The organism is Novosphingobium aquimarinum (genome assembly GCF_009746585.1).
GTDB classification, from domain to species: domain Bacteria; phylum Pseudomonadota; class Alphaproteobacteria; order Sphingomonadales; family Sphingomonadaceae; genus Novosphingobium; species Novosphingobium aquimarinum.
Genome location: NZ_WRPO01000007.1, coordinates 108,999 through 133,153, shown reverse-complemented (window position 1 = coordinate 133,153; position 24,155 = coordinate 108,999). Strand labels below are relative to the sequence as shown.

The window sequence follows — 24,155 nt, the reverse complement described above, 5'->3', positions numbered from 1 at the left end:
AACAGCGGAGTGTCGATGACCGAAAAGTGGTCCCAGGAGGTTACCGAGAAATCGGTCTCGCTCGAGCTTGAAGACGGCGTCTTCTCGCTCGACGATCCACGCGAGATCGCGCGATCGCTGAAGCGCTCGGCAGAGCAAAGCGATCGGCGCAAAGGCACTCCCCTCCAGTCCGCGATGAGCATGCTGACGTTCTACATCAACCGGGCGGGAGACAATCTGTCCGCCAAGCAACGCAACAAGCTGGAAGCCGCCAAGATCGAGTTGCGCGCCCTGTTCGCCAAGGAGCCGGCGGACTCATGATCGTTGCGGGGTACCGTGAGCCCGCAGCCAACGGATGGCGGGAACTCTAGGCTGCTTTTGTCGTTCATTAGAACGAAACAAGAACTTTAAGGAACACGCTCATGGCTGACGACCTCGACAATCCCAAGCTTGAAGATCATCCCGGTTCGAACGCGGAAAAAGATCCCGATAATTGGGTCTCGGGCGACGATCCGATGACCGGGGCCCAAGCATCCTACCTCACGACCCTGTGCGAAGAGGCAAAGATCGACCCGCCATCGGCAGATCTTAGCAAGGCCGAAGCCTCCAAGCGGATCGACGATCTCAAGGCCCAGCTCGGCCGCTGATCCGGGATGCAGGACCTCGCGCGGCGCTTTCTTGTCGGTAAGGTACGAGCGACCTTCAACGACCCCGCCCAAGGCGAGCGCCCCGTCGAGCGGCGCAGCGATGGTCTGCTCGGTCCGCACTCGGTGCCATGGCGCGTCCATGGCGATGTGACGACGATGATGGTCGGCGGGATTTCAGCTTTGCTCCTGCAAATGCTGCATCCCGCCGTACTGGGCGGTGTGTGGGATCATTCGAATTTCCGAGCGGACATGCATGGCCGGCTGCGACGCACCGCCCGTTTCATCGCGTTGACGACGTACGGCGGCCGCGACGAAGCACTCCAGGCGATCGAGCGCGTTCGCTCCATTCACGAACAGGTACGTGGCGAGTTGCCCGACGGCACCGCGTACAGCGCGACCGATCCCGAGCTACTCACCTGGGTCCACGTTACCGAGACGCTTTCCTTCCTCGATGCGTGGATCCGCTTCGCCGAGCCGAACATGTCGGCAGCGGACCAGGATCGCTATTTCGCGCAAGTCGCGATCGTCGCCGAGCATCTCGGTGCTCGCGATGTACCGACCAGCCGCGCCGCGACACTGCGCAAGATCCGCCACATCCGTCCGCAATTGCGAGCGGATAATCGAACCCGAAAAGTTGCGGCGCTGGTCCTAGAGAAAGCCAAGTATAGCGCGATGGACACCGTACCGCTGGGCTTGATGCAGCAGGCTGCGGTGGACTTGCTGCCCGGCTGGGCCCGTCGCCTGCATCGCCTGCCCTCGTCGGGCCTGTCGCGCCCGCTGGTATCCGGCGGGACGTTCGCGCTGGCGGGCATGTTGCGCTGGGCCTTTCGCTGAGCGGGCAGGATCTCGCGGCCGCACCGGGCAAGCCTGCGCCCATCACCTTCTTGAAATAAAAACCGTAGCCGATCGGCTGGCGTCAGTAATTGATCCCCGGGTTTGTGCCGGGATAGATGAATCCCACCACATCCATGCCTTCCGACGCCGTGCATTCGAGAGAATGGACAACCTTGCGCGGAAAGAAGATGACATCTCCGGCTCCGACCACTGCGCGACACGTCGGATTATGGATCATGCCCTCGCCCGAGACGATGATCAGAGCTTCTTCATAGAGGTGTCGGTGCATATCCGCGCGGGACAGCGGAATGTGGCCGATGAATTGCGCGGCGTTATCCAGGCCGTCACGATCATCCATGAGAACCTGGAAGTACCTTGGTCCCATGGCGACTCTTGCCGCCTCGTCGATCGTTCTCAGGTCGTCCGCAGGCTTGGCGTCCCGCCATGACCATGCCGTATCGTCCACCTCGAGGTCCGCTACGGCCGGACAGACCGAGACATACGCCTCGATCTCGTCGCCCTCGAACGCGAAGGGCACGCCCGCACCGATGTGCAGGCCACCCATCGCCGGGATCTCGATCGCCGTGTCGCCGACGAGCGCGCGGCCCTTGCCGCCGGCGATCCACACGACCGTGTCGCCCGCAGCCGACAGCAGCGGCGATCGTCCCTTGTCGAGCGCGACGTGAAACTGCGACTGATGGCTGGCCCCAAGCTCCCGCGTTACCAGTGGACGAATCCGGACCGTTTCCGATTCCCACGACGGCGGCACGCTTCCGGGCGAGACGACATAACAGCTATCGTCGAGAGGCGAGATCCCGCGCGAGTCTCGCGGCACCAGCGGCATTGCTTCGGCATCGACCGTTTCGGGCGCATCGGCATAGCCGCCCGGCAGATTGCTATGCGTCCCGTCGCAGAACGGAGGGGTCGCAGTGTGCTTGCATTCGCAGAACAAGACTTCCTCGTCCGCCTGCGCGCGATAGCGGACAGGCACCTTGCCCGAGCCCAGATGCGATTTTCCATCGCAGAAAGGGCCATTGGTGGATTGCCCGCAAGCACACCACAGGACGACTTGTCCGGCCCGCAGTTCGCAATACGAGGGTTTGCGCTTCGAGGGATTTTGCGATTTTTCGGTCACGCCCGTCACTCTACTGATGCTTGCTGGAAATGAGGTCCCGACATTCGGTCGGCTCCACCAAGGACCCTAGCTAGAAGCGGGCTGCCGCCATTTCAGGTGCCGTACCCAACATGTCGCGGTGGTCCTTGAGCGCCGATACGAAACGCGCGACATCGCCTTCGTCATTGTAGGCGTGGAAGCCGGCGCGGATCTTGCCGTCGCGGCAAGACGTGACGATGCCCTTGCTCGCCAGACTGTCGACCATCCCGACATCGTCGAGCGACGGTATCGAGATCAACGGCCCGCGCTGCGCGTCCTCATTCGGGTTGTTGAACGGAATCCCGGCCTCCGAAAGCGCATCGAGCGCGGATCGAGTCACGCGCCGGACCTGCTCCGCGATCGCGTCCAGCCCGGTATCGAGGATGAGCGACAGACCAGCGGATGAGGCGATGCAGGACGGCACCGGCGGCGTTCCGCCTTCGAAGCGGCGCGCCGTCTCGCTCGGGACAGACGCGAAGATGTCCATGGCGTCGAGATCGGCTTGCGCGAACCAGCCCGTGGCGCGGGGGATGAGCTGCGAGATCAGGCTGCCGCGCACGTACATGAAGCCGATCCCGGCGGTGCCCAGCAAGTACTTGAGCATGCCGCCGATGCAGACGTCCACGTCCAGATCGCGGGGGCGAATGACTTCCGTGCCGACGATCTGGTAGCTATCGAGCACGAGCAGCGCGCCGTGCTGATGCGCCATCTTCGCGATCGCGCGGATATCGTCATCGGAGATGCGCCCGCCATGGCGGTAGCAGACCTGGGAAATCGCGACGATCGCGGTTCGCTCGTCAATCGCCTGCTCGAAATGTTCGAGCGGAATGCGCCCTTCCGATCCCTCGGCGACATGGACCACTTCGCCGCCCGCCCGCTCCTGCGCGTGCCAGATCTGCGCGCTGGTGGGAAATTCGAAGTTGGAGACCACGATCCGGTTGCGCTCGGATCGGAAATCGAAGGCGCTCGCCAACGCGTTCAGTCCGGAAGAGGCCGAACCGGTGATCGCGATCTCGTCCGCATCGGTGCCCAGGAGGCGCGCCATCTTGGCGCGCACGTCTTCCAGCTCGCCGACCCAGCCTGCCCAGTCCGCACCGTTTTCGATGCGCCCATCCATATACCCCGTCAACGCATCGCGCACACCATTGGCAAGCAGTCCGTACGATCCGCTGTTGAGATAGGTCAGTCGCGGAATCGAAGGAAAGTTCGCGCGGAAGTCGTCGACATTGAAGGATGCAGGCACAGTTCGCTCCGGCAATTGGGATGAGGTCTAGCAGGTTTTCGGGCAGCCGCGCCGGTCAACCGATCAGGCTGCTCAGCAGCAGGACCACGATGGCGACCGGGACGGGAAAACGGATGACGCGGCGCCAGATCGCAAGGCCGCGCGCGCTGAAATCCTCGCTCGACTTCATCACCGTGCGCATGATCCATCCCGCGAAAATCGCGATGAGCAAGGCGTTGATCGGCAATAGCAATTCGGCAATGCCGAAGTCCAGCGCATCGAAGAACGTCTTGGTCTCGAAACCGGGCACGAGCGCCAGCGGATGAAAGTTCGCGAGCGGCCCGAAGGACAGCAGCGACGGCAAGCCGATCAGCCAGATCGCGAAGGCCGCGCCGAATGCCACCGGCCCGCGGCGCCAGCCGGTCAATTCGCGCAGGACGGCCACGACCGGCTCCAGCATGCCCACGGCCGTGGTGAAGGCTCCGAGCGAAACGAGGGCGAAGAACACGATCCCCACGAGACGTCCGCCCGGCATCTGGCCGAACGCCACCGGCAAAGTCACGAAGATGAGGTTCGGACCTTCGGCAACACCCATACCGCTGGACAAGGCGATCGGGAAAATGGCGAGTCCGGCCAGCATGGCGACCACGATGACGGACAGCGACACGATCGCGGACGATTGCGCGATCGACACACCGCGCGGCAGATAGGCACTGTACGTCATCAGCACGCCCGCGCCGATGGCGGTCGAGAACAGGGCCTGTCCGAACGCCGTGAGCAGGCTGGCGCCGGTAACCGCTTCGAAGTTCGGCCGAAGCAGGAAGGCGACGCTTTCGGAAATATCGAATGTCACCGCGTTGTAGATGACCAGTCCGACGAGCACGATGGCCAACGCAGCCATCTTGATCTTCGAAATGGTCTCGATGCCCTTCTGGACGCCGAGCGCGACGACCACCGCCACCAGCAGGATGAAGCCGAACTGGAAGAGCGATTGCCGCAAGGCGCCGGCAATGAGCGTTTCGAACAAGGCCTTGGAACTGTCCGCGTCTGCACCGGGGAAGCCGGTGAACACGGCCTCGCGCGCATAATCGACACACCAGCCGGCGACGACGCTGTAATAACTCAGACCGAAGAACGGCACGGCCACGCTGAGCCAGCCGATCACACGCCAGAGCGGAGACGCCGCTTCATCGGAAACGAGCCGCCGCATCGTCGCGAGCACGCTGCCGTGTCCGCGCTTGCCCATCGCCATTTCGGCGATCATCAAGGGAATGCAAAGGCACACCACGAAAGCCGCATAGATGAGGACGAACGCGCCGCCGCCATTGGCCCCCGCCACGTAAGGGAAGCGCCAGAGGGTGCCCAGTCCGATCGCCGCAGCGGCCGTCGCCAGGATGAACCCCAGCTTCGATGACCAGACCTCGCCGCCCTCGGAAGGGGGCTCGGCACGCGAAGACCTGGCATCGGACATAGTGGCTCCCTGTCACACTACATATGCATTTGCATATACTTGCGTATGTTGCAAGGCGGTTCTAGATCATGAGAAGGGCCATTCGAGGGACGTCGTGCAGGAAACAGAGAACGCGGCAGCAAGCCATTCAGTATCCGTCGACGATCTCGAAAGTGGAAACGGATGGATCGACGCGTACATCCCCTATCAGCTCTACAAGGTCACGAGCCTGCTCAACGTGCGCTTGCACAAGCGACTGCGGGCGACGGGCGTCAATCTCTCGCAATGGCGGATCTTGAGCGTTTTGCGCGCCTATGGCAGATTGAATCTCTCGCAGATCATCGAACATACGCTGATGGAGCAGCCGACAGTCAGTCGCGTGGTCGTCCAGCTGGAATCGGACGAACTCGTATCGCGCCACAACAGCGCCGAAGATTCGCGGATCGTCGAGGTGGTCATCACCAAGAAGGGTGCGGAAACATTCAATGAGATCATCCCCACCGCCTTCCGCCATCAGCGGATCGCATTCGATAGCCTGGAGCCAGCCGAACTCAAGATGCTCGACGAGGTCCTGCGCAAGATCGAAAAGAACATCACGCAGGATTTCTAGGTTTTCGCATCGTGCATGACCTCGAGGGCGCCCTGCCGATTAGCGGCGTCCATACCATGTTCTATTACGAGGATCTTCAGGAGGCGATCGACTGGTACGATCGCATCGGCTTCAAGAATGTGCTGAAACTCGATTTCGTGTCCATTTTCGAGATCGGCCCCTCGAGTTACCTCAGCTTGGTGGATGCGACCGGCGGAAGTCAGCGGCCCCTGCGGGATGGCAACAAGGGCGCGATGCTGTCGATCGAGACAACCAACCTCGAACTCTGGCACCAGACGCTGTTCTCCAAGGGCATAGAAGGTACCGGCGCCGGCGCGGAAATCGGATGCGGCGGCCGAACCATCGAGTTCAAGCTGCGCGACCCCGGCGGATACACGCTCGAATTCTTCGAATGGCTTTGATCCTCACGCATTTGCGCTGAGCGAAGATCGGCCTTCCGACACATCGCCCTTGAAATATCCACTTTCATATATTAGCGATATGTTTCAAGCATGAAATTGTGGGGCGCGCAGCTGATGAATGCATTCCGGAAATTGCTTATGCTTGGTGCGGTGGCACTGTCGGTTCCGGCAAGCGCCGTGCCAGTCACTTCCACCGTCGCCGACCTCCCTCCCGGCCAGCCAGAGCATGCCGTCGCGCGAAAGGCGGTTCCGACGATCATCCATGCCGGCACGCTGCTTGCGGTTCCCGGCGATCGACCCGTTCGGAATGCCTCGGTCATCCTGGTCGATGGCAAAGTCCGGGCGGTCATGCCCGGGTTCGTCGATGCGGCGTCCGCCGGACTTCCTGCCGACGCCCAGATCATCGACCTTCGCGACAAGTTCGTGCTGCCCGGGTTCATGGACATGCACGTCCATCTTCAGTCCGGCGGCGCCAGCCGGACCGACCCCATGCTGCGCCTGCGCGAGCCGAGCGAATATTGGGCGCTCAATGCGTACGTCAACGGCGTCGCAACGCTGATGGCAGGCTTCACCACGGTCCGCGATCTCGGCTCCACGGGCGACGTCATGTTCGGCCTGCGCGATGCGATCCGTGACGGGATCGTGCCCGGTCCCAAGATCATCGCCGCCGGTGAAGGGATCAGCCCCACCAATGGCCACGCCGACGCGCACGGTTTGCGTCGCGACCTCATGGAGGCCGAGATTCGGCCGGGAGTCTGCGATGGCGCCGATGAGTGCCGCAAGGCCGTTCGCAACGCAATCAAGTATGGCGCCGATGTCATCAAGGTCCACGTCACCGGCGGTGTGCTCGACGAATCGGACGCCGGCACCGAGCAGCAATTCACCGACGACGAACTAAAGGCCATTGTCGAGGCCGGCCACATGATGGGCCGCAAGGTAACGACCCATGCCCACGGCAAGTCGGGCATCGATGCGGCGGTTCGCGCTGGTTACGATTCCATCGAGCATGCCATGTGGGCCGACGAAGAAAGCCTGCGCCTGATGAAGGAGCGCGGCACGTGGCTGGTGCCCACCGTATGGCCGATCACCTGGGTGGGCGATTCTCCCGAGAAGATCGCTCAAGGGCCGTTCCGCAACCTGCGACCCAATTCGTTGGCCAAGCTCTACAAGCTTGGCGACCAACCGAAGAAGATGGTGCGCATGGCGATCCAGATGGGCGTGCCCATCGCGCTCGGCACTGACAACGGCATTGCGCCGCACGGCACCAACGCGCGCGAGATGCTCGAATACGTCAACGCAGGCATGAGCCCGATGGAGGCTCTCAAGACCGGTACCGTCAACGCGGCCATGGCCGGCGGATTGCGCGATCGCGGCAAGCTCGCACCCGGCATGGCCGGCGACGTCATCGCGCTCGACGCCAATCCGCTGGACAACATCGACGCAGTCCTGTCGGTCAATTTCGTCATGCGCGACGGTCTCGTTTTCAAGCAGGATGGCCAGGAGGTCAGCGAATGAAGTTCCCAACCCTCAAAACGGTGATTGCCTCGGGCGTTGGTTCGCTGGCGCTGGCCCTTTGCGCGCCGGCGCTCGCCGAGGATTACATCGTCGACAACGTGACCCTGATCGACGGCACCGGTCAGCCTGAACAATCGGCGATGTCCGTCGGTGTCGAGAACGGCCATATCACTTTCGTGACGCCGACGTCCGCGGCTCCGGCCGTGCCAGGTCGCCATCTCGACGGTGCCGGCAAGTTCCTCATGCCTGGCCTCATGGACGTTCATATTCATTTGCAGGGTGCGCGTGGCGGCGACGGCAAGCGCCTCGTCGGCGTCGAGCGGGGCAAGGGCGAGCGGACATCGCCGACGCCGGAATTGCTGCGCGTCGAGAAGGAAGCCCACGAACTTGGCCTCCAAGCGCTGGCCAGCTACCTCTATTCGGGCGTCACCACGGTTTACGATGCGGGTAACGTGCCGCAGCACATCATGGGGCTGCGCGCCGAGGAGCGCGCGGGCAAGATCCTCTCGCCGCGCATTTTCGCGACCGGCAATCTTGTGACCTCGCCCAACGGCCACGGCTCCTCGATGGCGATCAAGATCGGCGACTGGACGCAGGACCGCCAGAAGCTGCTCGACTACCTCGAGGAGCAAAAGCCGGACGTCGTCAAGCTGACGTATGACGAGCATGGTTGGGGCACCCGCCCGATGATCGACAAGTTCCCGATCGAGCTGATGCAGCAGGTGATCCAGGAGATCAATCTGCACGGGCTACGCACGACCGCGCACACCTCGAGCGAATTGCGCGCGACCGAAGCGATCTTCGCCGGGATCGACAGCCTCGCGCACCCGGTCATCCAAGGTCCGATCACCGAAGAATTCGCCAAGCTGATGGGCGCCAAGAAAGTGCCGATGGCCACGACGCTGACGATCGGCGAAGGCTACAGCCGCCTGGTCGAGCATCCCGAATTCCTCGATCAGCCGCTGTACCAAGCGTCGCTTTCGGCCGACGCGATCCGCAAGCTGCGCGAGGAGACCGCGCCGCAATGGAAGGAGCGCGGCTGGACCTGGTGGATGAAAGTCATGACCCCGGTCGCGCAGGAAAACATGCGGATGGTCGATGCCGCCGGCGGTATCGTCGCCATCGCCACCGACCAGACCATCGGCCCCGCCGTCCATCGCGAGATGGAACTGATGCAGAGCGCGGGCGTGCCTGCTGCGCGCATCGTCGTGATGGCGACGCTGAACGGCGCCAAGCACCTCGGCAAGGACGACGTTCTGGGGTCGATCGAGCCGGGCAAGTTCGCCGACATGGTGCTGCTGAACGCCGACCCGACCGTGGACGTCAACAACGCCAAGCAGATCGTCTGGGTGATGAAGAACGGCATGCTGATCGATGAAGACAAGCTGCCGCTGGCCGGCGGCACGCGGGCTCTCAGGCGCGCCGAGCGCTAAGCCAGGTCTCCTCCCGCGCATTCCCTATTTCCGCAATGCGCGCGGGAAGAACACGAACCGGAACGAGCAAGGACACCCGATGGAACAGATCGCCCGGCGAATCCGCGAGGCTTCGCCCAAGAGCTTTGGAATGTACGAGAAAGCGATGAAGCTCGCCGCGCAAGGCGCCGACCTCATCCATCTCGAAGTCGGGCGCCCGTGCCACGACACGCCCGAGCACATCAAGGATGCCGCGATCGCGGCGTTGCGCGCCGGTGAAGTGCACTATTCCGACATGCGCGGCATCCCGGAACTGCGCCAGGCGCTGGCGGACAAGCTTCAGGCCGAGAACGCCATGAGCGTCGATCCCGATGAGATCCTCGTCACCAACGGCCTCACGCACGCGGCTTTTGCGGCAATCATGGCCACGATCGATCCGGGCGATGAAGTCATTCACCTCGAACCGTTCTACCCCCAGCACGTCGGCAAAGTGGAACTGGCGGGCGGACGCATGGTCGCCGCTCCGCTCGATGCCGCGAACGACTTTCGCATCGATCCCGCGCTGATCGAGCCGAAAATCACCGATCGCACCAAGGCGATCGTCCTGATCAATCCGTGCAATCCCACCGGCCGCGTCTACGAGCGCGCCGAGCTGGAAGCGCTGGCCGATCTCGCGATCCGCCACGATCTGCTGGTGTATTCGGATGAGGTCTACGAAAAGGTTCTCTACGACGACAGCAAGCATTGCAGCATCGCCTCGCTGCCCGGCATGTACGAGCGTACCATCACGTTCCTCGCCTTCACCAAGGCCTATGCGATGGACGGCTGGCGGCTGGGCTGCGCGATCGCGCCGCCGGCGATCGTCAAGGCCATGATGGCCATCACGATGAACGACGTGACGCACGTGAACACGTTCATTCAGTACGGTGCGATCGAGGCCGTGCTGAGCGGCAATGAAAGCGCAAGGCGGATGAAAGAGGCCGATCGGGTCCGGCGCGACAAGATGGTGCGCGCGCTCAACCAGATGCCGGGCGTCACGTGTGCAGTCCCGCAAGGCACGATCTATGCTTTTCCCGACGTGAGCGCGCTCGGGCGCCCCTCGCAGGCGATCGCCGAAGCCATACTCGAGGACGCCCACGTCGTGGTGGAAGCCGGCAGCTTCTACGGGCCGGCGGGCGAAGGCCACTTGCGTCTGTGCTTCGGATCGGAAAGCGAAGAGCGGCTGGACGAGGCGCTCGAACGCCTGTCGCGCTTCTTCAACGGCCAGTCGGAGGGCTGACGCCCCTCCCCTTGCGCGATGGCCGTGGTATGGTCGTTCTGACGTGACCGAACCATTGCAACAGGGACTGGCAGACGCGCTCGCAGCGCTGCGCGCGGGCCGCGACAAAGACGCTCGGCAGCGGCTCGACCGGCTGCGCGAGCGCTGGCCGGCAGATGCAGATGTCCTGCAATTGTCCGGCATGCTGCTGCGCAAGCAAGGCGATCAGCGCGGAGCGGCGGAGCTGTTCCGCCAATCGCTTGCCGCCCGCCCCGCGCAACCGCACGTGCAGCATGGCCTGGGCAATGCCCTGCTCGCGCTTGGCGAACGGGAAGCGGCGCGAAAGGCCTACGAAGCGGCCCTCGCGCTCGCGCCAGACTTTCTCGATGCCCGGATCGCGCTCGGCGAATGCGAGCTGGCCGATGGCGCCGCCGACGCCGCTGTCGCGACGCTCCGCTCGGCGGTCACCGCGGCGCCGGGGAATGGCCGTGCGTGGTCGTCGTTGGGTCGGGCGCTGCGTACGCAAGGCGAGCATGACGAGGCGATCGAGGCCCTGACTCGCGCGGCGCAGCTGCGCCCCGGTCATGTGGGCACGCTCTACAACCTGGCTGTCGCGCTGCGTCTGGGCGGGCGACCGCAGGATGCGGCGCTGCTGCTGGAAGAGTGCCTGAGGCTGCGCCCCGGCATGTATGAGGCCAGCTTCGTCCTGGGCCACTGTCGCCAGGAGCTGGGTGAGATCGAGGCAGCGATCGCGGCCTATCGCCAGGCCATCGCGGCGCGCCCCGGCTCGCGCGAAGCGCACGACTCTCTCAGTCGTCTGCTTTGGCAACACGGGGACAGCGAGCGTTACCTCGAAAGCTACGGGCAAGCGCTCGTCCGCAACCCCGACGACACTCCGCTCCTCGCCGATCTGGCTGCCAAGCTCAGTCAGGTAGGACAGGTCGAGCAAGCCGTTGGCATCCTGCGCGATGCCATCGCGCGCGGGCTGGAAACGCCGGAAATATGCTACCGCCTCGGCCAGGCCCTCGCGACGCACAAGGGCCCGGCACGGGAAGAAGCGATCGCGCCGCTGCGCAAGGCCGCGCTGGCATCGCCGCCCGATCACGGCGCGCGCTACGAATGGGTGCGGCTGCTGCTCGAGATGGGACGGCTCGAGGAAGCCCGCGACGCCCTGCAACCATTGCGCGACGCTCTGCCCTTCGATCAGCAAGGCATCGCGCTCGATCAACTCCATCGACGCTTGACCGGCGAGGAACGGGAACCTGCGGCGATCCATGCCGAGCGCACGGTCTGGTCCGGCGTCCTCGCACCGCCGCCGGGCTATGCCGACATTACCCAATTCAACCGCGATCTTGCTGCTCTGCTGGGCCAGCTTCACCACCACCGGCAGCATCCGCTCGACCAGACCTTGCGCAACGGCACGCAGACGGTGGGCGAATTGCTCGATCGGCGCGAGCCGCTGCTGCGCTCGTTGCGCGCGATGCTGGAGAACGCCATCACGGATTACATCGCGCGCATGCCGGATGACGAAAGCCATCCGCTGTTTGCGCGCAAGTCCGCGCAGTTCCGATTTTCCGGATCGTGGTCAGTGAGGCTGGCGAGCGAGGGCCATCATCTCAGTCACATCCACCCTGCGGGCTGGATCAGCTCCTGCTACTACGTCTCGGTTCCCGATACGATTGCGCAGGGTGAAGACGATGCGGGCTGCTTGGTGCTCGGACGCTCGAACCTCGATTGCGGCCCTGCAGACCAGGTGGCTCAAATCGTACGGCCCCGCCCCGGCCTGCTCGCGCTGTTTCCCTCGTACCTCTATCACGGCACCGTGCCGTTTCGCAGCGATCAGCCGCGGCTGACCGTCGCCTTCGACGTCGTTCCGGCCTGATCCGACACAAAGAGAACGGCCCGCCCTGCGATGAACGCAGGGCGGGCCGCCGGGTCGTTAGTGCTGGCTCAGAACCGCAGCTTGGCGCCGAGGAAGAAGCGGATGCCGAGCGGGTCGTACGTGCTCGGATAAGTGTTCAACTGCTCCTGCGCGCTGCCGATCAATTGCTGGTGATTGTCCAGCGCGTTGAGCACGCCGCCGAACAGCGAGTAATGCTCCATGTCGTAGCTGAACGAGATGTCGAAGTAGTTCTCCGGCTTGATCTCAGGCACCGGCAGCGCGCTGGCCGCCGCGACGCCACGAATGACACGGTCATCGGTCACCTTGCCCTGGTAACGCCAGCGCAGGCTTCCGGTGAAGCCGCCCACCTTGAGCGTCAGCCGCGTGTTCGCCTTGAACTCGGGCAAGGGCTCCCCGCAAGTGAGGCCGAACGCGCCTGCGCATTCGTTGACGCGATCGGGCAGCGCCGCCACCGCGGTCACATCAAAGCTGTTGAGCCAGTTCGCCGTCGTCGAGATGTTGAGCAGCGCCTCGTTGTCGCCGATCATACCCACCGGGATCGAGTAGCTGAGGCCAAGATCGATACCGTCGGTCTGGATCTTGCCGATGTTGGCGAAGAGCACGCTGACGCCGCTATTCTGACCCGCGGCATTCGTACCCGTGCCGATCGTGCCGTCGTCCTGACGGATGATCGAACGGCAATACGGGCTGTTCGCGTCCTGCACCTGATTGTAGCACAGATCGAAGACGTTGTTGATCGAACCACCCAGCCGCGCGATCGCATCGTTTACCGTGATGTTGTAGTAATCGAGCGTAACGACGAGACGCGGCATCGGCTCGAACACGGCGCCAACGGTATAGGTATCCGTCGATTCCTCTTCGAGGTCGGGATTGCCGCCGACGATGCCCGAGACCTGGAAGCTCGGCTGCACGCCGCTGGTGCCGACGATGCCGTTGGGGACACCGGTCGCCACGCAGAGCGCTCGGATCGCGGAATCGCTGGCAGCCGAGGCAAGCGCACAAGGATCGCTGGCGGCTTCCGAGACGCGCGACTGGGCGGAGAAAAGCTCGTTCACGCTCGGCGCACGCACCGCGCGTTGGTACTGACCGCGCACGCGCAGGGCATCGAACACTTGCCACGTCGCGCCGCCGCCGTACGTCCACACGCCCTTCACGTTGTCGAGCGAGTAGTCCGAATACCGGAACGCGCCGTTCAGTTCGAAGCCGGTGAATACGGGCAGGCGAAGCTCGCCGAAGAATTCCTTGATGTCGTATTCGCCGAAGGTCGGCTCACCCACTTGTCCGACGCTGCCGGTTGCCGGATTGAATTCGGCGGAAACCTCGCGCCATTCGAAACCGGCCGCGAAGCCGGCGGGGCCGGCGGGCAATTCGAGCAGTGTCCCGGTGACCGAAGCCGTCGCGACCTTCATCGAGGTCTCATACGTGCTGACTTGCCGCTCGGTTATGAAATCGATGCCCTCGGCCGAAATGTTCGGGCCGAAGATGTTGAGCGGTACGCAGCCATTCGCCGGATTGACGCAGACGAGATTGCCGTTGTCGTCGAAGCGCGTGGTGACGCCCTGCGCATAGCGCGAGGCGACGATGTTGCCGGTCGTCGTCAGCACGTTCTTCGACTTCGCGTAGGAGTAGTAGGCATCCCACTGCAGATCGGTCATGAAGCCTTCGCTGAGCGACCCGATGTCGCCCCGCAGACCGCCCACGAAGCGATAGGCGTCGCGATCGTAATTCGCGTTGCGGGTCGAACCTTCGGCGATACGGCGGCCGATACTGACGGTCGTGTAGCCGTCGCCGCGCGTGGCCGCCGGAATCAGGACGGGTCGTCCGTTGGCACCCAGCACCGGGTTGTTGTTCGCATCGAGCTGCACGGTCCCTTCGCTCTGATCGAGCGCGCGGAACAGGTCCTGCAAACCGGGCGTCAGGAACGGGCTGTCGACCTGGATCGAATAGCTGCCCGTCACCGGCGTCGCGGCATACTGCGTTTTGGTGCGGTTCGAGCTGTAGAGACCTTCGAAGTAGGCCTCGATCCCCGGTGTCACTTCGTAGTGCGCCATGCCGCCGAACTGGTTGCGGACCAGCGGAAGCTGCAGGTAATTCAGCGGGTTGAAGTTGTAGCGATCGCCCGGCACCACGAAGGGGCTGACTTGCGAGCCGGTATCGTCGAACTTGAAGCCGTTCGACGTCAGGTTCGAAAGCCCCAGCGCGGCAAGGGCGCTCTGAACCCCGGGACGCGCGTTGAGCGCGGCGCCGGCGGGAAGCCCGGCAATGCGACCGTTCGGGATGCCCGCGCTACCGCCGCAGGCGAGCGCCGGAGAGCCGTTGACGACGGTATCTTCCAGAAAGCAAGCCGAACGGGCGCGCGCATCGGCAAAGGTCGGCTCGCGGTTGTAGTAGTTGTAGAAGACCGTGACATTGCCGCGATCGTCGGCGAAGTTCGCGCCGGCCACGAGATCGAGATTGAAGCGCGCGGAATCGCCAGCCGCGGTGATGTCGTACTGGGTCGAGGCTTCCACCCCGTCCATGTCGTCCTTGAGGATGAAGTTGACGACGCCCGACACCGCGTCCGAGCCGTAGACGGCCGAAGAACCGCCGGTGATGAGCTCGACGCGCTTCACCAGCGCGGTCGGGATCGTATTGACGTCGACGATCTGGCGCGCGTCGAAGAAGACGAAGCGCCGTCCGTTGACGAGGATGAGATTGCGCTGCGGCCCGAGACCGCGCAAGTCGAGAGTGGATGCGGCGCTGGTCTCGTTATTGGTAAACGCACCTTCGCCCGGCACGACTTGCGGCAGCGTGTTGAGCAGCGACTCGACAGTCGCCGTACCCGTGAGCGTCAGCTCCTCTTCGCCGACAACGGCGATCGGGCTGACCGATTCCACGTTCTGCGTCGCAATGCGCGAACCGGTGACGACGATGGCCTCGCCACCTGCCGGCTCCTCCACAGGACTAACTTGCGCATGTGCCGCGGTCGCCATGGCGATGGTCGAGCTGGCAGTGCAAAGGATCGCGTTGAACGCGGTTCTCATCGAAATAAATTGGCCCACAAATCCCCCTGGAACTTTGGTTTCGGCGGGTCCCCCAGATGCAATCTTTTTGAGTTTCTGAGGCAAACGTACGCCAACCATCAACATTGTCAATGCAAATGCATATATTGAAGAATGTTTATTTGCATTTTTCCGCAGCAGCTCGGGACGGGCAACCCTCGTTGCACTTCGCCGACATGGGCACGCTTCGATGCGAGGGCGTCGCGATGGCGAGCGGGGGCCGCAGTGGTGCGCAAGTCCCGCTGTTCCGCGTGGGGAGCAAGACGGGCTTAGGCAGGGCCTGGAATTTTCTTCGAAATCTTTCGAAGCCAAACGCGTCACAAACATGTAGGAGGCCGGCGGAGCTGTCGATGCGATGGACTGGCCGGGCACATGCGAAGTCTCGTGCAGCCGGCCGCTGCCCCATCGATCCGACGGCCGCTGGTCGCGCAATTTCGCGCGCCGAGCCTTAAAATGTGAGTTCAATGCCCTTTTCAAACCTCCCGTCGTTATTCGGCGATGCCCTCGCCGAGCGTGGCTATGACAGCCCCACTCCCGTCCAAGCCGCGGTCCTGGAGCCCCAGGCCCTGGGACGCGACCTCGTCGTCTCCGCCCAAACCGGCTCAGGAAAGACCGTGGCCTTCGGATTGGCGATGGCCGGCGAACTCATCGGCAGCGACGGGACGATGCCCCGCTCGCGCACGCCGCTCGCGCTGGTCATCGCGCCGACGCGGGAACTGGCCTTGCAGGTCAGTCGCGAACTGGCCTGGCTTTATGGAAAGACCGGCGCGCGCATCGCGACGTGCGTCGGCGGCATGAATCCCTCGCAGGAGCGGCGCACGCTGCAGGCCGGGGCTTCGATCGTGGTGGGCACGCCGGGGCGTCTTCGCGACCACCTCGAGCGCGGCGCGCTCGACCTTTCCGCGCTTGCGGCGGTCGTGCTCGATGAAGCCGACGAGATGCTGGACATGGGCTTCCGCGAGGATCTCGAGGAAATCCTCGACGCGACGCCGGAAAAGCGCCGGACGCTGCTGTTCTCCGCGACGATGCCCCGCCCGATCGAAGCGCTGGCTCGGCGTTACCAGCGCGATGCCTTGCGCATCTCCACCGTGGGCGACGACCGCGGCCATGGCGACATCTCGTATCAGGCCGTCACCGTCTCGCCGTCCGAGATCGAAAACGCGGTGGTCAACCTGCTACGCTTCCATGAGGCGGAAACCGCCATCCTGTTCTGCGCGACGCGCGACAACGTGCGCCACTTGCACGCGACTCTGCAGGAGCGCGGATTCACCGCCGTGGCGCTGTCGGGCGAGCACTCCCAGTCCGAGCGCAATCAGGCGCTGCAGGCGCTGCGCGATCGGCGTGTGCGGGTTTGCGTCGCGACCGACGTCGCCGCGCGCGGCATCGATCTGCCGACGCTGACTCTCGTCATCCATGTGGAAATCCCTCGGGACGACGAAGTGCTGCAGCACCGGTCCGGCCGCACGGGGCGCGCCGGCAAGAAGGGGACGGCGGTCCTGATCGTTCCCTATCCCCGTCGCCGGCGCGTCGAGGCCATGCTCAACCGCGCGAAGATCCAGGCGGACTGGATCGAGGCCCCGAGCCGCGAAGCCATCGCCAAGCAGGATCGCGAGCGCCTGGTCGCGACCTTGCTCGAGCCGGTCGAGCTCAACGATACCGATCGCGAGCTTGCCCAGCGCCTGCTCGCCGAACGGACCCCGGAAGACATCGCGGCGATGCTGGTGCATGCGCACCGCGCCAAGATGCCCGAGCCGGAAGATCTGATCCAGAACACGCCCGAGGCACGGCGCGAAGCGCAGAAGGAACGGCATCGTCCCGGCTTCGAGGACGTGGTCTGGTTCCGCATGGACGTCGGACGGCGCCAGAATGCCGATCCGCGCTGGATCCTGCCGCTGCTGTGCCGTCGTGGTCACATCACCCGCAACGAGATCGGGGCGATCCGCATCGGGCAGGACGAGACCCATTTCCAGGTTCCGCGCGCCATCGTCGGCAAGTTCGGCGAAGCCCTGCAGCGGACCGCCGGTTCCGAGACCGAGGAAGAAGCGGTCCAGATCGTGCAATCGACGGAACCGCCTCGCGAAACCGCAAGGCAGAACCGAAGGAATGCGCGGCCTGGCGGCCATGGCGGCCCGCCGAAGTACCAGGCCAAACCGCACCGCAAGGGCCCCGGCAAAGCCCAGAGATCGAACGATGGCGCGCCGCCCTATGCCAAGAACAAGAAGAAGCCCGGTCCTGGCCGTCGGAAGGACGGATGAGCGAAGCCGAGCGGTCGATGCGGGTGCTCGTCGATGCCGACGCGTGCCCCGTAAAGGACGAGATCTATAAGGTTGCGCTGCGCCACAAGGTGCCGGTCACCATCGTCAGCAACGACTGGTTTCGAGTGCCGATCCATGACCTCATCGATCGAGTGGTGGTCGACGACAGCTTCGATGCGGCCGACGACTGGATCGCCGAAGCATCGCACGAGCTGTGCGTCGTGATCACCTCGGACATCCTCCTGGCCGAGCGTTGCCTGAAAACCGGAGCAAGCGTCATCGCGCCGACCGGAAAGCCTTTCACCCGCGCTTCCATCGGCAATGCCGTCGCGGTTCGGGCGATCATGAGCGACTTGCGGGCGGGCGGCGAGCAGATCGGCGGACCGCGACCGTTCAGCAAATCGGATCGATCGCGGTTCCTGCAAGTGCTCGACACGGAACTGACGCGGATGGCGAACCGCCGCTAAACCCGGTTGCTTCAGGGTTGGCAGTGGACGTTCCCGAACGGCGCATTATATACAACACGTTATGCAAGCTGCTTCAGCCACCGCCTGCGCGGGATCCGCGCCGAGAGGCCGTCCCCGGGAGTTCGATCCCGATGAGGCCCTCGCCAGCGCGCTGCGCGTGTTTTGGCAAAAGGGCTACGATGGCGCCTCCATGGCCGAGCTTACCGAAGCCATGGGTATCACGAAGCCCAGCCTCTATGCCTGTTTCGGCAACAAGGAAGCGTTGTTCCGCAAGGCGCTCGATCTCTATGAGCGTGACAAGCTTTGCTATGTCCGATCCGCACTCGAGGAACCGACCGCGCGCCTCGTTGCCGAACGCATGCTCAATGGCGCGCTCGCAACGCATTGCGGCGACAGCGATCCGCAAGGCTGCCTCGGCGTGATCAGCACGATGCCGTGCGGAATCGAAGCGGAAACCATCCGTGCCGACGTGATCGCGCGTCGCCGCTCCTCGGAACAGGCGATGATCGCACGCTTCAAGCAAGCCAGGGACGAAGGCGACTTGCCCGACCATGTCGATCCCGAGGGGCTGGCGAATTACCTGACGACTGTCCTCCAGGGGCTGTCGGTGAAGGCGACCAGCGGCACCGATCGCGAATCCCTCAAACGCATCGTTCAGACTGCCTTGGCTTGCTGGCCCTGCGCCTGACCGCGAAGAATTTTCATTCATTTGCGGTTCAGCCCTTGAAACGGGCTCATCACACCTAATTTACCGCTTGGTACAGAAATAGCCTTGACCAAAACGTCAGGTCTAAATATGTACTGCTTAGTACAGAACGTAGCGTCGGCACGAGCCGAGAAGCGAGGCCGCATGGCACCATCCACTTTCCGCCGGTCGTCCTGACCGGCTGACCTGACGGGGCGCGAGCGCCCTTTCGAAATCACCGAACGGCTGCTGCCGCGCGAACCCTGTTCGTTTGCGATGCATCCGGCCGCCTATTCTCATGTCCGATGCCCCCCGCATCGGCATACCCCGGCGCGCGTATCCCCTTGCCCCCCCCGACGCGCGCCGGGGCTCTTACGACTGGAGACGCACCCATGGCGTTCATCGACTTCAAGGCCATCGAAGGATCCGCGTTCGAGACGCCGTCCTTGGCATCGGCCGGCTTCGCGCCTGTGCACGCAACAACCGAGGCCGAAGACCTCAGCCCGTTCGAATGGCGGGTGGTCGAACTCGCCAAAGAAGATGGACGCAGCACGCTGGCGCCGCGCCGCAAGCGCGGCTGGTTCGCGCGGCTCATTTTCGGGCCGCAGCCGCCCTCGCGCGAGTTGGCAAACGAGAGGCTCGAGGCGCTGCGCCGGCTCGCGGTGCATGCCTGGCATGACGGATACCTGCTGCCGGTATCGGCGATCAAGGATGCCGTCCGCATGGGCTATACCGAGTTGCAGGCCGGGCGCGTCATCGACCGCATCGTCGAACAGCGCCTGCTTCGTAAGGGAGCGGCGGCATGAATCTCCCATTCAAGCCGGACGATGCCACCTCGTACGAACCCGTTTCACAAGACTACCCGGAAGACATGCAAGGCAAGCATCGCCGTGGCCGCTGGCTCGGGATCGCCGCGCTTGCGCTGATCGTCACCGGCGGGATCGTCTGGACGACGCTCGATCACGGGCCGGAAGCGAATGCGGCCATACCGGCCGCGACGGTCGAAGTGGCAGCGCCGCTCAGCCGCGAAGTCCTGCTGTGGGATGATTACGTCGGCCGCTTTTCGGCGAGCAACACGGTCGAGGTCCGCCCGCGCGTTTCGGGCGCCATCACGGCTGTGCACTTCCGCGACGGCGACTACGTTCGCAAGGGCCAGCCGCTGTTCACTGTGGATCCGCGCACGTTCCGCGCCGCGCTCGCAGAAGCGCAGGCGGATGTCGCCTCGGCCCGCAGCGCGCTGGAATTGGCGCGCGCCGACTACGCGCGGGTGTCCGACCTCACCGGCGACGAGGCGATCGCCGCGAGCGAGATCGACGCCCTGCGCGCGAAAGTCCGCGCGACCACCGCCGCGCTAGCCGCCGCCCAAGCCCGCGTGCGCGGACGTGCGCTCGATCTGGAGTTCACCACGGTGCGTGCGCCGATCTCGGGGCGGGTCTCCGATCGTCGCATCGATGCCGGCAACCTCGTATCGGGCGATGGCGGTTCGTCCGCGACATTGCTGACGACCATCAATGCGATCGATCCCATCCGATTCGACTTCGATGCTTCCGAGGCGCTGTTCCTCAAAGCGCAGCGCGATCGCGCGGCCAAGCGCGACTTGTCCGATGTCGACGTTCGCCTGCAGGACGAGGCGAATTATCGCTGGCACGGCCGGCTCGACTTCACCGACAATGCCATCGATCCGCGGTCCGGGACGATCCGGCTGCGCGCCGAATTTGCTAATCCCGACGGGTTCCTCACGCCCGGCATGTTCGGCAACATGCGGCTCGCGAGCGGCGGCAAGGCCCAGGCGATGCTGGTACCCGATGCGGCGGTGCAGCCGGATCAGAGTCGCAAGATCGTCCTTGTCGTCGGCAAGGACGGAACCGTCGCCGCCAAGCCGGTGGAACCCGGTCCGCTGGTCGACGGCCTGCGCGTCATCCGCAAGGGATTGTCGCCTCAGGACAGGGTCGTCGTCTCGAATTTCGGCGCGGCGGTGCCGGGATCGAAGGTCGAGGCACGCCTAGGCAAGATCGTGCCGACGCGTGACACCACGACGCCTACGAGTCCCGAAGCGCCTGCAGCTGCCCAGGCCACGCTGATCGATTGACGCGCCCCCTGCGGCGCGCCTCAACAAACGGACATTCGAACATGCGCTTTTCCCGGTTCTTCATCGACCGGCCGATCTTCGCTGGCGTGATCGCGGTAATCATTACCGTGATCGGCACGCTGGCCTTTCTGGGCCTGCCGATCACGCAATACCCCGATGTCGTCCCGCCGACGGTCACGGTCACTGCCCAGTATCCCGGTGCCTCCGCGGAGACGGTGGCGGATACCGTCGCCGCGCCGATCGAGCAGGAGATCAACGGCGTCGACGACATGCTCTATATGAGCTCGCAGTCGACGGGCGACGGCAAAGTCACGATCACGGTGACCTTCGCGATCGGCACCGATCTCGATGCGGCGCAAGTCCTCGTGCAGAACCGCGTCGCCATCGCGACCCCGCGATTGCCCGAGGAGGTCCAGCGCTTCGGCATCGTCACGCGCAAGACCTCGCCAGACTTCCTGATGGTCGTGAACCTGCAATCGCCCGATGGTACGTTCGATCGCGGCTACTTGTCGAACTATGCGCTCACGCAAGTGCGCGACCGGCTCGCCCGAGTCGAGGGCGTGGGCGATGTACAGCTGTTCGGCGCGCGCGACTACGGCATGCGCATCTGGATCGATCCGGGCCGTGCCGCCGCGCTCGATCTGACGGCGGGCGAAATTCTGGCCGCATTGCGCGCGCAGAACGTACAAGTTTCCTCGGGTGCGCTCGGTGCGCCGCCGGTGGCTAACGGCAGCGCCTATCAAGTCGGCGTCGAGATGCAGGGCCGGCTGGCCGATCCCGAACAGTTCCGCGACATCGTCATCCGCACCGATCCGGACGGGGGGCAAGTGCGCGTGCGCGACGTCGCCCGCGTCGAATTGGGCGCGCAGGACTATACCATCAACACCTATCTCTCGGGCAAGCCGACGGTCGTCATCGCGGTGCTACAGCGCCCCGGCTCGAACGCGCTCGCAGCCGCCGACGCGGTGCGCGCCGAGATGGACAGTCTAGCGACGACCTTCCCCCAGGGTCTCGAGTACTCGGTCATCTACAATCCGACCGAATTCATCGGCCAGTCGATCGACGCGGTCTACCACACGCTGTTCGAAGCGGTCGTGCTCGTGGTGCTCGTCATCCTGGTGTTCCTCCAGAATTGGCGCGCCGCGATCATCCCGATCATCGCGATTCCGGTGTCGCTGGTGGGAACGGCGGTGATGCTCGCCGCGCTGGGCTATTCGCTCAACAACCTGTCGCTTTTCGGCCTGGTCCTCGCCATCGGGATCGTCGTCGACGATGCCATCGTCGTCGTCGAGAACGTCGAGCGGTACATCGAGGAAGGGCTGTCGCCACTGGAGGCCGCCCGCACTTCGATGGACGAGGTTTCGGGCGCGTTGGTCGCGATCGTGCTGGTGCTGTGCGCGGTGTTCGTGCCTACGATGTTCCTGTCCGGGCTTTCGGGTGCTTTCTACCAGCAGTTCGCGGTCACCATCTCGACTGCGACGGTCATCTCGCTGCTGCTTTCGCTGACGCTTTCGCCCGCGATGGCGGCGCTCCTGCTGCGCCCAAGGACTCGAGCAGCAAACGATGCGCCGCGCTGGCGCCGGATACTTCAGGGTGCCGGCGACCGGTTCAATAACGGCTTCGAGCGGCTGTCCGATCGGTATTCCCGCCTGACGAGTAAGTTAGTCTCGCGCCCGCGCAGCGTGATGCTGACCTACGGCGGTCTGATCGCCGCGACGGTCGGGATGTTCTGGGCCACGCCGACCGGCTTCGTGCCGCAGCAGGACCAGGGCTATTTCCTCGCCGCCGCGTTCCTTCCGCCGGGTTCCTCGCTCGAGCGTACCGACGCCGTGACGCAGGATCTGGCCAAGCGGCTCCTGCCGATCAAGGGGATCCGCGGCGCGGTAATGTTCGCCGGCTTCCACGGCCCCTCGCGCACCGCCTCACCCGATGCTGCCGCAATTTATTTCCCCTTCGACAGCTTCGAGGAACGGCAAAAGATCGGCGCCAACTACGACACGATCATCAAGCAGGCGCAGGAAGCCATTGCCGGCTACGACAAGGCGCAAGTGGTTCTGCTTCCCCCGCCCACGATCAACGGGATCGTGCCCGCCGGTGGCTACCGCATGATCGTCGAGGATCGCGAGGGGCGCGGCTACGGCCCGTTAGCGGAGGCCGCTGGCAAGCTGATCGGTCCTGCCAATCAGGCTGAAGGTCTGACGCAAGTCTACAGCCTGTTCAACATGGCCACCCCGCGCGTCTTCGCCGATCTCGACCGCCGGAAGGCCGACATGCTCGGGGTGCCCCCAGGACGCGTGTTCGAGGCGATGCAGATCTATCTCGGATCGGCCTTCGTGAACGATTTCAACCTGCTTGGCCGCACTTACCGGGTAACCGCGCAAGCCGACGCGCCCTATCGCGGCTCGACCGCCGACATCGCCAATCTCAAGACCCGCTCGGCGTCCGGCGCGATGGTTCCGATCGGCTCGGTCGCGACGTTCGAGAACAAGACCGGGCCCTACCGCGTGGTGCGCTACAACCTGCTTCCCGCGATCGAAGTCGATGGCAACTCGCTGCCCGGATTTTCGTCCGGCCAGTCACTGGCGACGATGGAAAAGCTGGCCGACGAGGTGCTGCCCGCAGGCTATGCGCATGAATGGACCGGGATTGCCTTTCAGCAGCAGTCCGCCGCGAATACTGCCGGTGTCGTGTTCGGCATGGCCGTGCTGTTCGTGTTCCTGGTGCTGGCCGCGCAATACGAGAGCCTGACGCTTCCGCTGGCGATCATCCTGATCGTGCCGATGTGCCTGCTGGCCGCGATGGCGGGAGTGAACTTGCGCGGGATGGACAACAACATCCTGACCCAGATCGGCCTGGTGGTGCTGATCGCGCTGGCGGCCAAGAACGCGATCCTGGTCGTCGAATTCGCCAAGCAGGGCGAGGAGGAACGTGGGCTAACGCCGGTCGAAGCGGCGGTCTACGCCGCGCGCACGCGCCTTCGTCCGATCCTGATGACCAGCTTCGCCTTCATCCTCGGCACCATACCGCTGGTCCTGGCCGAGGGTGCCGGGGCCGAGCTGCGGCAAGCACTGGGCACCGCGGTATTCTTCGGCATGGCGGGTGTGACCGGCTTCGGCCTGCTGTTGACGCCGACCTTCTACGTCGTGTGCCGCGCCTTGGGGGATCGGATGTCGCGCCCGCGCCCGGCCCGCGATGCCGGCGCCCTGCCGCAGCCCGCTGAATAGGAGCTTGAAA

The 24,155-nt window shown here is 64.3% G+C and carries 19 protein-coding genes; 15 read left to right on the top strand and 4 right to left on the bottom strand.

All coding sequences use genetic code 11. From position 1 onward, the window contains the following. Nucleotides 1–15: 15 nt before the first annotated feature. The 3 genes from GQO94_RS09970 (at nt 16) to GQO94_RS09960 (ending at nt 1,460) form a co-directional block, all read left to right on the top strand. Complete coding sequence (locus tag GQO94_RS09970; protein WP_156841006.1) at nt 16–300, top strand: DUF3175 domain-containing protein; 285 nt, start codon at nt 16–18, stop codon at nt 298–300. Between the two features lie 101 nt (nt 301–401). Next, complete coding sequence (locus tag GQO94_RS09965; protein ID WP_156841005.1) at nt 402–626, top strand: DUF3072 domain-containing protein; 225 nt, start codon at nt 402–404, stop codon at nt 624–626. A gap of 6 nt (nt 627–632) precedes the next feature. Beyond that, entirely contained in the window at nt 633–1,460 is an 828-nt protein-coding gene (locus GQO94_RS09960; RefSeq protein WP_156841004.1) for an oxygenase MpaB family protein, read from the top strand. An 82-nt stretch (nt 1,461–1,542) separates the two neighbouring features. Here the strand turns inward: GQO94_RS09960 and GQO94_RS09955 are convergent, their stop codons facing one another. The 3 genes from GQO94_RS09955 to GQO94_RS09945 all read right to left on the bottom strand — a co-directional run bounded on the left by GQO94_RS09955 (nt 1,543) and on the right by GQO94_RS09945 (nt 5,306). Further along, a complete protein-coding gene (locus GQO94_RS09955; protein WP_156841003.1) occupies nt 1,543–2,595 on the bottom strand; it encodes a cupin domain-containing protein in 1,053 nt (350 codons plus the stop codon). Nucleotides 2,596–2,665: 70 nt separating this feature from the next. After that, nucleotides 2,666–3,856: an aminotransferase class V-fold PLP-dependent enzyme gene (locus tag GQO94_RS09950; protein ID WP_156841002.1), complete on the bottom strand. Its 1,191-nt coding sequence runs from the start codon at nt 3,854–3,856 to the stop codon at nt 2,666–2,668. A gap of 55 nt (nt 3,857–3,911) precedes the next feature. Further along, a complete protein-coding gene (locus GQO94_RS09945; protein WP_156841001.1) occupies nt 3,912–5,306 on the bottom strand; it encodes a sodium-dependent transporter in 1,395 nt (464 codons plus the stop codon). 94 nt (nt 5,307–5,400) lie between these two features. On the opposite strand from GQO94_RS09945, the gene GQO94_RS09940 reads away from it, so the two are divergent. The 6 genes from GQO94_RS09940 (at nt 5,401) to GQO94_RS09915 (ending at nt 12,363) form a co-directional block, all read left to right on the top strand. Then, nucleotides 5,401–5,895, top strand: a complete 495-nt coding sequence (locus GQO94_RS09940; protein WP_198045914.1) for a MarR family winged helix-turn-helix transcriptional regulator — start codon at nt 5,401–5,403, stop codon at nt 5,893–5,895. An 11-nt stretch (nt 5,896–5,906) separates the two neighbouring features. After that, complete coding sequence (locus tag GQO94_RS09935; protein ID WP_156840999.1) at nt 5,907–6,296, top strand: VOC family protein; 390 nt, start codon at nt 5,907–5,909, stop codon at nt 6,294–6,296. Between the two features lie 177 nt (nt 6,297–6,473). Further along, nucleotides 6,474–7,811, top strand: coding sequence for a metal-dependent hydrolase family protein (locus GQO94_RS09930; RefSeq protein WP_198045913.1), 1,338 nt, complete (start codon nt 6,474–6,476; stop codon nt 7,809–7,811). Next, a complete protein-coding gene (locus GQO94_RS09925; RefSeq protein ID WP_156840997.1) occupies nt 7,808–9,244 on the top strand; it encodes an amidohydrolase family protein in 1,437 nt (478 codons plus the stop codon). The genes GQO94_RS09930 and GQO94_RS09925 overlap by 4 nt, the downstream gene beginning before the upstream one ends. 79 nt (nt 9,245–9,323) lie before the next feature. Next, a complete protein-coding gene (locus tag GQO94_RS09920) occupies nt 9,324–10,502 on the top strand; it encodes a pyridoxal phosphate-dependent aminotransferase (RefSeq protein WP_156840996.1) in 1,179 nt (392 codons plus the stop codon). 43 nt (nt 10,503–10,545) lie between these two features. Next, entirely contained in the window at nt 10,546–12,363 is a 1,818-nt protein-coding gene (locus GQO94_RS09915) for a tetratricopeptide repeat protein (protein WP_156840995.1), read from the top strand. Between the two features lie 68 nt (nt 12,364–12,431). Here the strand turns inward: GQO94_RS09915 and GQO94_RS09910 are convergent, their stop codons facing one another. Further along, nucleotides 12,432–15,407: a TonB-dependent receptor domain-containing protein gene (locus GQO94_RS09910; RefSeq protein ID WP_198045912.1), complete on the bottom strand. Its 2,976-nt coding sequence runs from the start codon at nt 15,405–15,407 to the stop codon at nt 12,432–12,434. Between the two features lie 482 nt (nt 15,408–15,889). On the opposite strand from GQO94_RS09910, the gene GQO94_RS09905 reads away from it, so the two are divergent. The 6 genes from GQO94_RS09905 to GQO94_RS09880 all read left to right on the top strand — a co-directional run bounded on the left by GQO94_RS09905 (nt 15,890) and on the right by GQO94_RS09880 (nt 24,145). Beyond that, nucleotides 15,890–17,680 carry a DEAD/DEAH box helicase gene (locus GQO94_RS09905; RefSeq protein ID WP_156840993.1) on the top strand — a complete coding sequence of 597 codons (1,791 nt, stop codon included), beginning with the start codon at nt 15,890–15,892 and terminating at the stop codon, nt 17,678–17,680. A 17-nt stretch (nt 17,681–17,697) separates the two neighbouring features. Then, entirely contained in the window at nt 17,698–18,147 is a 450-nt protein-coding gene (locus GQO94_RS09900) for a YaiI/YqxD family protein (protein ID WP_156841040.1), read from the top strand. A 61-nt stretch (nt 18,148–18,208) separates the two neighbouring features. Further along, on the top strand, nt 18,209–18,835 hold the full coding sequence (locus tag GQO94_RS09895; protein WP_156840992.1) for a TetR/AcrR family transcriptional regulator: 627 nt from the start codon (nt 18,209–18,211) through the stop codon (nt 18,833–18,835). A gap of 389 nt (nt 18,836–19,224) precedes the next feature. Beyond that, the gene (locus GQO94_RS09890; protein ID WP_156840991.1) at nt 19,225–19,638 is read left to right on the top strand and encodes a hypothetical protein; all 414 of its coding nucleotides are present in this window, start codon (nt 19,225–19,227) and stop codon (nt 19,636–19,638) included. A gap of 65 nt (nt 19,639–19,703) precedes the next feature. Beyond that, nucleotides 19,704–20,921, top strand: a complete 1,218-nt coding sequence (locus tag GQO94_RS09885) for an efflux RND transporter periplasmic adaptor subunit (RefSeq protein ID WP_156841039.1) — start codon at nt 19,704–19,706, stop codon at nt 20,919–20,921. 41 nt (nt 20,922–20,962) lie between these two features. Next, nucleotides 20,963–24,145 carry an efflux RND transporter permease subunit gene (locus GQO94_RS09880; protein WP_156840990.1) on the top strand — a complete coding sequence of 1,061 codons (3,183 nt, stop codon included), beginning with the start codon at nt 20,963–20,965 and terminating at the stop codon, nt 24,143–24,145. Nucleotides 24,146–24,155: the final 10 nt, after the last annotated feature.